Below are 12,001 nucleotides of genomic sequence, written 5' to 3'. Positions count from 1 at the left end.
GCTTGCCAGCGAAGGCGTTTCGTCGGCCAACACCGTTGTTGGCTATGACGTCCTTTTCGCTGGCACGCCAGCTCCTACAGAGGACGAAGGTTACAACCGGTCCCGCGCGATACCGCTGCGAATCCGCAGGATGTCCGCCAGCACTGCAAGGGCAATCTCTGCTGGCGTCTTGCTGCCCAGGTTCAGCCCTATTGGCGCATGAATCCGCCCCAACTCGACGTCCCCCAGCCCACCAATGCGCCGTAACCGCTCGAAGCGCTTCTGCGAAGTCTGCATGGAGCCCATCACGCCGATATAGAACGCCTCGGTGCGCACCGCCTCCATCATCGCCAGGTCATCGATACGCGGATCGTGGGTCAACGCCACCACCGCCGTGTCGCTGTGGCAGCCGCCATCGGCAATGAACACCGACGGCAGTTGGCGGCGAATCTCCACGTTTTCCAGCACAACGCCTTCCAGCACTTCGTCCCGCGGGTCACACAGAATCACCTCGAAACCCAGGCCCACGGCAAACTCTGCGCAGGCCTGAGCGACACTGGAATACCCGGCCAGCAGCAAGCGCTGGGCCGCGCCGACGCGCACGCGCACCCGGTCGATTTCACGCTCGATACGCACACCCTGCTCACGATCATCGAACAGACTGCGCGCACCGCTTTGCAGATCCACTTCGCGGATCAACCGACGTCGGCCCAACAGTGCCGACTCCAGTTCGCGCAGATGCGCTTGCACCTCGCAATCGGCGTCAAGCTTCTCGACCAGCACATCCAGTACCCCGCCGCACGGCAGGCTGACGCGGGAGCGTGGATCGTCGCCTTCGCCGTAACGAACAACGCAGACTGGCTGCAGAAACGCACCCTCGGCGACTCGCTCGAGAAAGTCTTCCTCGACACAGCCCCCCGACAGCGAGCCAATCCAGTGTCCATCAGTGTTCACCGCCAGCAGCGAGCCCGGTGCGCGCGGTGCCGAGCCATAGGTGGCCAGCACCGTACACAGCCAGATGCGCTGACCGGCCGCCGACCACTCCAGCGCCCGGCGCACCACTTGCAGATCGAGATGCTGCATATCAGTGCGCCTTGTGCTCGAGCGGCGGCGCATCGGCCCGCAACTTCTGCACGTCGTTCACCGCCAGATCATTTGGCTGACCGCCCCATCCCTGACGCAGGTAATTCAACAGATCCGTGAGTTGCTCGTCGCTCAATTTCTTGGCGAACCCAGGCATCGGCTGCATGTGTTCGAAACCGGAGAATTTCTGCTCACCGATTCCGTCGTCGATCACCCGTACCAGGTTACGCGGATCTTCCAGGCGCAACGTGGTGTTGCCACGCATGGCCACAGCAATGTGTGGTTTGCCCTCGCCGCCCGGCGCATGGCACCCGGCGCAGACATTCAAATATTCCTGACGGCCACGCTGGGCGCTTGGGCTCAGTTTGTCCAAAGGCACTTCGGTGAGCACTTTCGCCGCCGGCGGCTGATCGCCGAGCAGGAAAGTCGCCATCGCCGCCAGATCCGGATCATTGAGGCCCTGGGTGCTGTTGTGGAACACCGGGAACATCTCGTTGAACATCGTGCCCTGGGCGCTCATGCCGTGCTTGAGGAACGAGCTCAGGTCCTGATGATTCCAGCCACGCGCCGCCAGGTCAGTGGCCAGCAGGCTCGGTGCCAGATAACCGTTGAGAATGCCGCCGGTCATGCGCTTGTCCTGCTGCATCGCACCCGGCAAGCCGCGTGGCGTATGGCACTCACCACAGTGACCCAGCACGTCGACCATGTACTGGCCGCGCTTCCAGGCTTCGCTCTTGCCCTCGGCCGGCTCCAGCTTCACGTCCTTGCCGTACATCATGTTCCAGCCCATCAGGCCCAGGCGTATGTTGAACGGGAAGCTCAGGCTGGTGACCGGCGCTGCACGCTCGATCGGCTCGACGGTTTTCAGGTAGGCATGGATCGCGTCGGAGTCGGCACGGGGCATCAGGTGATAGGAGGTGTACGGCATCGCCGGATACAGATTTGCGCCATCGCGGCGCTTGCCTTCGGTCAGCGCGGCAAAGAACTCGTCATCGCTGTACAGGCCGATGCCGTGCTCTTTGCTCGGGGTGATGTTGGTGCCGTAGATCGTGCCGAACGGCGAAACGATCGGCAGGCCGCCCGCAAAGGGCGCGCCACCCGGCGCGGTGTGGCACGCCATGCAATCGGCGGCGCGGGCCAGGTATTGGCCTTGCTTGACCTGTGCATCATCGGCGTGAGCCAGCAACGCAGGCGCAGCCAAGCCGACCGCCAACGCCAGGCGGCTAAGTAGATGCTTCATGCTTAACCCTCCTTGACCAGGCCGAGATCGGTCAGCACGTTGCGTGTGGCGCTGTAATAGCGCACGTACCCGGTGCAACGGCAGATGTGATGACCGAGGCTGTCCTCGATGACTTTTTCCAGCTGGCTCTTGACGATGGGCTGACGCTGCAGCTTTTCCACCAGCACGGTCGCGGCATTCACGAAGCCCGGCGCGCAGTAGCTGCACTGGAAGGCGAACTCATCGACGAAACGCTGCTGGATCGGGTTCAGCTCGGTGACCTTGCCCTGCTCGTCGCGAGTGGCATGGCCTTCGATGGTCCGCACCTTCTTGCCTTCGAAATAGTGCGCGCCGGTGATGCAGGTGCGCACTTCTTCGCTGGTACCGTCGGGGTTGTCGACGATCACCACGCAAGCGTGGCAAATGCCCTGGCCGCAACCCAGGCGTGAACCGGTGAGGTTCTTGTACTCGTGCAGGTAGTCGATCATCGGCAGGTCATCAGGGATGTCCACCGGGCCGACGGATTGACCGTTGAGGGTCAGTTGAAGCGGACGGTTAGCCATTGAGGGCCTCCTTGATGCGTGCAGAAGTGATAGGCAAGTCGCGGACACGTTTACCGATGGCATGGGCCACGGCGTTGCCGATGGCACCGACCACCGGGATCATCACCACCTCGGCGATACCCTTGGACGGGTCGCTTGGCGACAGTGGCGGCAGGATCTCCGCCGTCTGTTTCCACACCGCAACATGACGCGCCATTGGCAGGCGGTAACGGTTGAAGTTCCAGTCACCCTCCCCCGGCCCGCCTTCGTACAGCGGCATCTCCTCCATCAGCGCGTGGCCGATGCCCATGGCGATACCGCCTTCGAGCTGGCCCTTGACCAGTTCCGGCACCAGCACTCGACCGCACTCGACCCACGAATGGTGGTTGAGCACCGACACTTCCGCCGAACTCTTGTTGACCTTCACTTCCACCAGCGTCGCGACCGGGCTGTAGTAAGTCACCGCCGCGTTGTTCAGCTGGGTTGCCGGGTAGGCGATGTTCTGCCGATCCAGCAAATGGAAACCGGCGCTGCTCATCTGCGCCTGCTTCGCCTTGGGCGCACCGTCACCGTACTTGACCGCCAGCCCGTCGAGCGGCAGACGCTCACGCACGCCATCAATGCTGAACTCGGCCTCGGCCCAGCTCCAGCGGTTGAAACCATGCACGGTCGCGCCAGTCACCAGCCCGCGTTCGTGGGCACGCTTGGCCAGCATCGCGAACGGCAACGGCTCCATGCCGTTGGCGGTGAGCTTGCCGTCGACCCAATGAGCGTCTTCACGGCGCACCACATAGGGGTTGGCCTGACCGCCATAAGGGCCTTGTCGCCAGATCTCCAGCGCCGCCGGCCACAAGCCGTGATTGAACAGCACACGCGCCGCTTCACGGGTGGCGTGGCTGAAGTAGTAGGCGGAGTTGGTCGCCGACGATGCCGAAGCGATTTTGCCGACCCAGCGCGGGTTACGCAGGAAGTTGTCCTGCTCGGCCTGACTCATGATGTAAGGGTTGCCGCCGGTGATCAGCTGCATTTCCTTCCAGTCGGTTTCGCCGGTCTTCACTTCGTGTGCAGGCAGACCGAGGAAGTCGGCCACTACCATCGCTTGCGAAGTGGACATGCCGGTGCCGATCTCGATGCCGATGTGACGCAAGTTGATGCGCCCTTCAGCGCTGAATTCGATGCTGGCCATCGGCGCTTCGGAACCGGTACCGAAGTCTTTCTGGCAGATGGCGAAACCCACCCCGTACCAGTTGTCCGGATCGGCGGCTTCGCGCTGCTTCTTGATCGCGTCGCGGTTTTTCCAGGTGTCGTGGACGGCCGCCTTGTCGAGAATCTCGTGCAGGCGCAAGGCACCGGCCGGGATTGCGCCCTGGGTGTTTTTCATCCCCGAGCGCAGCGCGTTCTTGCGGCGCAGCTCAATGGCATCGACGCCGAGGCGATCAGCGATTTCGTCGACCATCATTTCGGTCGACGCCATGCTCTGCAGGGTGCCGTAGCCACGCATCGACCCGGCTTCTACCGCGCGCGAATGGTAAGCCGTGACCTGCAGATCGTTCTGCGGCATGTAGTAGATCGACTGTGCTGCCGTGGCGCCCACCGCAGCCACCGAAGGGCTGTAGTTGATCCGCCCGCCACCGTCGACGCTCATTTCAGCGCGGAAGATCTTGAAGCTGTAGTCGTTCTTGTCCACCGCCAATTGATAGCGAATGTCGAACGGGTGACGCTTGATGCCGCTCTGGAACTGCTCGTAGCGGTCGTTGGCCAGGCGCACCGGCACACCGGCGCCGTACAACGCCGCGAGGGCTGCGTAGTAGACGAAAATGTTGTGGTCTTTCGAGCCGTAACCCACGGTATAGCCCGGGTGCATGTTCAGGCTGGCCAGGCCAAAGCGCGACGGCGCGATCATCTTCGCGGTTTCGGTAGCTGCTTCCAGCGGGCATTGGGTGGCAACGACGAAATGCAGGGTCTTGGTGGCCGGGTCGTACCAGCCGTTGCCGTTGTCCGGCTCCATGGCGGCCGGTTCGATCGACGGGGTCTTGTAGCGTTCATCGAACACCAGCCAGTTGTCCGGCGGCGCATCGATCTGCTGCTTCATGCGCTCGGCGTAAAACAACCCGCGCTCGGTCAGGTTGCCGTGCAGGTTTGGCTGGGAGTTCCACACCGGACGACGGTTTTTCAGCATCGGGAACAGGATCGAGTCCTTGAGGCTGGCGAACTCATCTTCATCCGCCGAGGTCGCACCGCCGACGCGCACGTAGCGGAAGCTGCCATAGGGATCACCTTCGTAGAACGGTACCTGGGCACCGTAACGAATCGCCTTGTCATTGAACTTGAGCTTGCTCTTGGCCTGACGGAAGCGCTCGAAATCGTTCCAGATCAGGATCGCCACGGGGTGCCCGATGAACATCGGCACCTTGCCGGCCGGCAGCAGAGGATCCGGAGCGTGCTCTTCAGGGAACACGATACCGTCCTTGACCAGGTCTTCGGCGGTAACGATGCGGTCCGGTTGCAACCCGGCACCGAGCCACGACAGGTCGATGCCTGCAAAGATGTGGTCGGCCTTGATGGTTTTGAGCAGCATGGCGTGGCCTTGTTGCTGCGGCCAGCCCGGCATGTCCTTGGCGCGGATGTCGCGGGCAAAGACCTTGCTGCCGCAGACCTTGGACAAGGCATCGTTACGGGCGCGCGCCTTGCCATTGTTGCCAAGCCACTGCTCGGACGGCACGGTCACGCTGTTTTCCATCAGGGCGGCCAGCGCCTGGCTGCTCAATGGCGTGAGCGTCACGCTCACGCCCGCTACCAGCCCGCCCTGAAGGAACGAGCGCCGGGATATATCACGGTTGGACATGGATCATCCTCTGGGCGGTTATGGGGTCCGCCCTTCTGGTTATGTACTGGAAAATCTCGAGTCTTGCAGAAGCCCCTTTTGACGATACAAAGGGCTGTTGTTGACAGTGCAAAGCTGACCGAAAGGTTAAGTTTATAGGCTTATGCCTTCGCGGAAAACTAAAAACTGACCAAGAAATCAAAAAACCGCGACTTTTCGACGCAGCAGTTCGATGAACAACCCCAACTCCCGGCTGATGTGCTCGCCCTTGCGCAACAACAGCCCGAATGGCGCCATCTGCACATCCAGTTCCACCGGCAGCGCCACCACCAGGCCCATTTTAAGATAGTCGCGCAATGCGGTTTCCGACAGCACCATGATCGCGTCGGTCAGCTGAATCAGTTGCTGCATGGAGTACACAGAACTGCATTCGATGATGTCTGCGGGCAACGGCAACGCCAGGCGCTGCAACGCCTGATCCAGACCGATGCGCGCCGGACTGGTTTCCGGTTGCAGGATCCACGGCCAACCACTGACCAGCTCCGCCATCTCCAGTTTTTTGCGCCGGGCCAGCGGGTGGCCGGCGTGCACCACCACCAGCAAGCGTTCGTTACCCAATTGCTCGAAGACGTAATGCTCACTGTCGGTGGCGGCATTGCGCCGGGCGATGGCAAGGTCGATGCGACCCTGTTCCAGCAACTGGATCACCTGGTCGCTGGTGTCACCCATGATGCGGATCCGCAGCTGCGGATTGAGCGACTTGATCTCTGCAATCGAATCCATGACCAGGTCTGGCGCCGCGCCCATGATGGTACCGATCGACAGATAGCCGTAGCCGCCCTGCTGCCGTGCCATCAAGTCCTCGGCACAACGGTCGAGACCGCTTAGGGCCGATTCGGCGAAACGGATCAACTCCTGACCCAGCGCCGTCGGGCGCATCCCTCGCGGCAGGCGCTCGAACAGATCGCAGCCGAACATGTCTTCAATCTCATGGAGCATGCGGGTTGCCGCCGGTTGCGACATGTTCAGGCTTTGCGAAGCACGGTGCAGGTTCTGACTGGAGCTGAGCGTTACCAGCATGTGCAGATGCTTATAGCGCAGGCGATTGAGCAGACTGCGGGAAATGGTCGGCGTGGTCATGGCGGGCCTTTTTATCGATACCTTGAGGGTATCAGTTGTGAGCTAGATTCGATTTGTAACGCATCGATAAGCGGCCGTACAGTCTTCCCCATAAGAACAAATGCCCTACCAAAGGAAAACTGCGATGAAGACTCTACCCGCGCCTCTGCTCGCCAAAATTTCCTGGCGGCTACTCCCGTTTCTCCTGCTGATGTACATCATGGCCTTCCTCGACCGCGCCAACGTCGGGTTTGCCAAACAAGCCTTTCAAGCCGATACCAACATCAGCGACGCCGCCTTCGCCTTCGGCGCCGGTGTGTTCTTCGCCGGCTACGCACTGCTCGAAGTACCGAGCAACCTGATCCTGCACCGCGTCGGCGCCCGCCTGTGGATGTGCCGGATCATGGTCACCTGGGGCCTGGTCTCCGCGGCCATGGTCTTCGCCCACACTGAAACCAGCTTCTACGTCTTGCGCTTCCTGCTGGGCGTGGCCGAAGCCGGCTTCTTTCCCGGGGTGATTCTCTACCTCACCTACTGGTTCCCCAGCGCCGTGCGCGGCAAGGCCATGGGTTTCTTCTACTTCGGTGCGCCGCTGGCGTTCATCTTCGGCAGCCCGCTGTCCGGTCTGCTGCTGGAACTGGACGGCTTTGCCGGTTTCCACGGCTGGCAGTGGCTGTTTGCCGTTGAAGGCCTGATGGCGACGGCGGTGGGCATCTGGGCCTACTGGTACCTTGATAACCGGCCGGCCGATGCCAAGTGGCTGACCGTCGAGGAACGCCAGCAAGTTCAGAACCTGCTCGATCAGGAAGACAGTCATAAACAGAACCACGGCCGCAGCCTGCTCAACGTGATCTGCCAACCCTCGGTGCTGTACCTGTGCCTGATCTACCTGTTGATCCAGGCCAGCGTCTACGGCGTGGTGTTTTACCTGCCAAGCCAGGTTGGCGGACTGCTGGGGACCAAGGTCGGGCTGATGGTCGGCCTGGTGACGGCGATCCCTTGGATCTGCGCATTGATCGCCGCCTACCTGATTCCCGGCTACAGCGATCGCACCGGCGAACGCCGCCGCACCGCCTGCCTGACCTTGTTGATGGCCGCTGCCGGGATCGCTTGTTCGGTGACCTTCAGCAATCCGCTGCTGGGGATCATCGCCCTGTGCTTTGCCGCCTCCGGCTTCATCGCCGTGCAACCGGTGTTCTGGACCTTTCCCTCCAGCTACCTCGCCGGCAGCGCCGCCGCGGCCGGGATCGCCCTGATCAACTCGTTCGGCGCCCTCGGTGGCTTCATCGCCCCGGTGCTGAAGAACTGGGCCGAAGGCGCCTTCCATTCACCGGCAGCAGGCTTGTACGTGCTGGCCGCTACCACCGTCATCGCCGCTTTGCTGGTGCTGGGCATACGTGCGCCCGGCCATAAAGCCTCGAACAAACCGGCCACTGTTTAAACCTGAGGAGTCACACCATGGGCATTCCAACCATCAAACACGTCCGCGCCTTCACTCTGCGAGGCGGCGGTGCGGATTATCACGACCAGGCCGACGGCCACTGGATCGACGATCACATTGCCACGCCGATGAGCAAATACCCCGAGTACCGCCAGAGCCGCCGCACCTTCGGCATCAACGTACTCGGCACTCTGGTGGTGGAAATCGAAGCCAGCGACGGCACCGTCGGCTTTGCCGTGACCACTGGCGGCGAGCCAGCCGCCTACATTGTCGAGAAGCACCTGGCGCGCTTCCTCGAAGGCGCCCGGGTCACCGACATCGAAAAAATCTGGGACCAGATGTACCAGTCGACCCTGTATTACGGGCGCAAGGGCATCGTCATCAACACCCTCTCCGGTGTCGACCTGGCGCTGTGGGACTTGCTCGGCAAGATCCGCCAGGAGCCCGTACATCAGCTCCTCGGCGGTGCGGTGCGCGACGAGTTGCAGTTCTACGCCACCGGCGCCCACCCGGACCTGGCGCAGAAAATGGGCTTCATCGGCGGCAAGATGCCGCTGCACCACGGTCCGGCCGAAGGCGAGGAAGGCCTGCGCAAAAATCTGGAGGAACTGGCCACCATGCGCGAACGCGTCGGCCCAGACTTCTGGCTGATGCTCGATTGCTGGATGAGCCTGGACCTTAACTACGCCACCAAACTGGCGGTTGGCGCTCACGAATACGGCTTGAAATGGATCGAAGAAGCCCTGCCGCCGGACGACTACTGGGGCTACGCGGCCCTGCGCAACAACGTGCCCAAGGGCATGCTGGTGACCACCGGCGAACACGAAGCCACACGCTGGGGCTTCCGCATGCTGCTGGAGATGGGCTGCTGCGACATCATCCAGCCGGATGTCGGCTGGTGCGGCGGGATCACTGAACTGGTGAAGATCTCGGCCCTGGCCGACGCCCACAACGCACTGGTCATCCCCCACGGTTCTTCGGTCTACAGCTACCACTTCGTCGCCACCCGGCATAACAGCCCGTTCGCCGAGTTCCTGATGATGGCACCCAAGGCCGACGAAGTAGTGCCGATGTTCCACCCGCAATTGCTCGGCGAACCGGTGCCGGTCAATGGCCGCATGCGCCTGTCCGCGCTCGACCAGCCAGGTTTCGGCGTGACCCTCAACCCGGAATGCCAACTGCATCGGCCGTACAACCGCTGAGAAAGGAGTTCGACATGAACATGCCGCACAACGCGTTCAAGGCCGCGCTGAACAACTCAGCGACCCAATATGGCATCTGGGCCGGGTTCGCCACCGGCTACGCCGCCGAGATCGTCGCCACCACCGGTTACGACTGGATGCTGATCGATGGCGAGCACGCACCCAACACCGTGCCCGGTGTACTCGCTCAACTGCAGGCCGTAGCGCCTTACTCGACCGCGCCGATAGTGCGTGCGGTGAATGGCGATGCCAACCTGATCAAGCAACTGCTGGATATCGGCGCACAGACGCTGATGATCCCGATGGTCGAAACCGCCGAGCAGGCACAGGCACTGGTGCGCGCCATGCGCTACCCGCCCCACGGCATTCGCGGGGTCGGCGGCGGCCTGACCCGCGCCACCCGCTGGGACGGTGTGCCGGACTACCTGAATACAGCCCATGAACAACTGTGCCTGATCGTGCAGGTGGAATCGCGCACCGGCGTGGAAAACGTCGCAGCGATCGCCGCCGTCGAGGGCGTCGATGCGGTGTTTATCGGCCCGGCGGATTTGTCGATCGGCCTGGGTCACGCCGGCAACCCCGGCCATCCGGAAGTCCAGGAGCGGATTCAACACGCCGTGAACGCCACGCTGGCGGCCGGAAAGGCATGTGGGATTCTCGCCCCCAACGAAGAAGACGCCCGCCGCTACCAGCGCTGGGGCTGCCAGTTCATTGCAGTGGCCATCGACATCAGCCTGCTGCGCCAAGGCGCCATGGCCACCCTCGCTCGCTACCGCGAACCCGCCACCACTCAAACGCCGTCACGCACTTACTGATCTGCCAAGGAGTCGCACCATGTCATCCGTGCCCGTCTACGAAAACTTCATCAACGGCCAGTTCGTGGCCAGTGCTGCCCACCTCGATGTGATCAACCCGGCCACCGGCGCCGTGCTGTCGAAAGTCCCGGCCTCGACCGTCGAGGACGTCGACCACGCACTCGCTGCCGCCCGTGCCGCCCAGAAAGGTTGGGCGCGCAAACCGGCGAACGAGCGCGCCGGCTACTTGCGCCGGATCGCCGCCAAACTGCGGGAAAACGTTGCGCACCTGGCGCGCACCATCACCCTGGAGCAAGGCAAGATCAGCGGCCTGGCGGAAGTCGAAGTCAATTTCACCGCCGATTATCTCGATTACATGGCCGAATGGGCGCGGCGCATCGAAGGTGAAATCATCACCAGCGATCGCCAGAACGAAAACATCTTCCTGTTCCGCAAACCACTGGGCGTGGTGGCCGGGATCCTGCCGTGGAATTTCCCCTTCTTCCTGATTGCCCGCAAGATGGCCCCGGCCCTGCTGACCGGCAACACCATTGTCATCAAGCCCAGTGAAGAAACCCCGAACAACTGTTTCGAATTCGCCCGACTGGTGGCCGAAACCGACCTGCCGCCCGGCGTGTTCAACGTGGTCTGTGGCGACGGGAAGGTCGGCGCCGCCCTGAGCACGCACAAGGGCGTGGACATGATCAGCTTCACCGGCAGCGTCGACACCGGCTCGCGGATCATGGCCGCCGCCGCGCCAAACATCACCAAGCTAAACCTGGAACTGGGCGGCAAGGCACCGGCCATTGTGCTGGCGGATGCAGACCTCGAACTGGCGGTCAGGGCGATCCGCGATTCGCGCATCATCAACAGCGGCCAAGTGTGCAACTGTGCCGAGCGGGTGTACGTCGAACGTAAGGTGGCGGATCAGTTCATCGATCGTATTGCGGCGGCCATGAGCGCGACCCGTTATGGTGACCCGGTTGCACAGCCCAACGTCGAGATGGGCCCGCTGATCAACCGCCAGGGGCTGGACAGCGTCAACCGCAAAGTCCGGACCGCGTTGAGCCAGGGCGCAAGCCTGATCAGCGGCGGGCAGATTGCCGATCTGCCCAATGGCTTCCATTTCCAGCCAACGGTGCTCGCCGGTTGCCGCGCGGACATGGAGATCATGCGCGAAGAGATTTTCGGCCCGGTGCTGCCGATCCAGATAATCGACGACCTGGACGAAGCCATTGCCCTGGCCAACGACTGCGACTATGGCCTGACATCATCGATCTACACCCGCGACCTGAGCAAAACCATGCAGGCGATGCGCGAACTGGATTTTGGCGAAACATACGTCAATCGCGAGAATTTCGAAGCGATGCAGGGTTTCCACGCCGGGGTGCGTAAATCAGGCATTGGCGGGGCGGATGGCAAGCATGGGCTGTACGAATACACCCATACCCATGCGGTCTATCTGCAAGGCTGAGTGAGGTGTTCAGCCGGATTGCCAAATCGCAGACACAAAAAACCCCGGTCTTTCGACCAGGGTTTTTGCTATCGACTCGAAGTAACCAGTGGTTTCTTCGTAGCTCCAAGGCGTTCAGTGGGCCTCGGGGCAGATATGGCGCAGCGGACGGGACTCGAACCCGCGACCCCCGGCGTGACAGGCCGGTATTCTAACCGACTGAACTACCGCTGCGTATCGCTTTGAGCAGATGCTCAAGTAACTCGTCTGATTGAAAACTCAGTAGCTTTTCAATCTCGAATCAGGGCACACCTGACTCGGAAAATATGGCGCAGCGGACGGGAC

9 protein-coding genes and 1 tRNA gene are annotated in these 12,001 nt (G+C 62.1%); 4 read left to right on the top strand and 6 right to left on the bottom strand.

Annotated elements, in window-relative coordinates; all coding sequences use genetic code 11:
* Window positions 1-90 precede the first annotated feature (90 nt).
* From PMI31_RS18960 to PMI31_RS18940, 5 genes are all read right to left on the bottom strand, one after another.
* Window positions 91-1,062, bottom strand: coding sequence for an XdhC family protein (locus PMI31_RS18960; RefSeq protein WP_008019877.1), 972 nt, complete (start codon window positions 1,060-1,062; stop codon window positions 91-93).
* A gap of 1 nt (window position 1,063) precedes the next feature.
* Complete coding sequence (locus tag PMI31_RS18955; protein WP_008019876.1) at window positions 1,064-2,302, bottom strand: c-type cytochrome; 1,239 nt, start codon at window positions 2,300-2,302, stop codon at window positions 1,064-1,066.
* A 2-nt stretch (window positions 2,303-2,304) separates the two neighbouring features.
* Window positions 2,305-2,844, bottom strand: a complete 540-nt coding sequence (locus PMI31_RS18950; protein ID WP_007982256.1) for a (2Fe-2S)-binding protein — start codon at window positions 2,842-2,844, stop codon at window positions 2,305-2,307.
* Entirely contained in the window at window positions 2,837-5,668 is a 2,832-nt protein-coding gene (locus PMI31_RS18945; RefSeq protein WP_008019875.1) for a xanthine dehydrogenase family protein molybdopterin-binding subunit, read from the bottom strand. Before PMI31_RS18945 ends, PMI31_RS18950 begins: the two co-directional genes overlap by 8 nt.
* A gap of 177 nt (window positions 5,669-5,845) precedes the next feature.
* Window positions 5,846-6,787: a LysR family transcriptional regulator gene (locus PMI31_RS18940; protein WP_008019874.1), complete on the bottom strand. Its 942-nt coding sequence runs from the start codon at window positions 6,785-6,787 to the stop codon at window positions 5,846-5,848.
* Window positions 6,788-6,911: 124 nt separating this feature from the next.
* Here PMI31_RS18940 and PMI31_RS18935 point away from each other — a divergent pair, with 124 nt between their 5' ends.
* The 4 genes from PMI31_RS18935 to aldA are packed head-to-tail and all read left to right on the top strand — an operon-like array spanning window position 6,912 to window position 11,677.
* Complete coding sequence (locus PMI31_RS18935; RefSeq protein ID WP_008019873.1) at window positions 6,912-8,207, top strand: MFS transporter; 1,296 nt, start codon at window positions 6,912-6,914, stop codon at window positions 8,205-8,207.
* Window positions 8,208-8,224: 17 nt separating this feature from the next.
* Window positions 8,225-9,409 carry an L-rhamnonate dehydratase gene (gene rhmD / locus PMI31_RS18930; RefSeq protein WP_008019871.1) on the top strand — a complete coding sequence of 395 codons (1,185 nt, stop codon included), beginning with the start codon at window positions 8,225-8,227 and terminating at the stop codon, window positions 9,407-9,409.
* Window positions 9,410-9,423: 14 nt separating this feature from the next.
* Window positions 9,424-10,224: an aldolase/citrate lyase family protein gene (locus PMI31_RS18925; RefSeq protein WP_008019870.1), complete on the top strand. Its 801-nt coding sequence runs from the start codon at window positions 9,424-9,426 to the stop codon at window positions 10,222-10,224.
* A 19-nt stretch (window positions 10,225-10,243) separates the two neighbouring features.
* Entirely contained in the window at window positions 10,244-11,677 is a 1,434-nt protein-coding gene (aldA, locus tag PMI31_RS18920) for an aldehyde dehydrogenase (RefSeq protein ID WP_008019869.1), read from the top strand.
* 136 nt (window positions 11,678-11,813) lie between these two features.
* Here the strand turns inward: aldA and PMI31_RS18915 are convergent.
* A tRNA-Asp gene (locus tag PMI31_RS18915) sits at window positions 11,814-11,890 on the bottom strand.
* Window positions 11,891-12,001: the final 111 nt, after the last annotated feature.

The sequence above is a fragment of the Pseudomonas sp. GM55 genome, assembly GCF_000282395.1.
In the GTDB taxonomy this organism is placed as follows: domain Bacteria; phylum Pseudomonadota; class Gammaproteobacteria; order Pseudomonadales; family Pseudomonadaceae; genus Aquipseudomonas; species Aquipseudomonas fluorescens_CC.
Note: the sequence above shows the minus strand (reverse complement) of the source record. Positions and strands in the feature narration are given on the sequence as shown.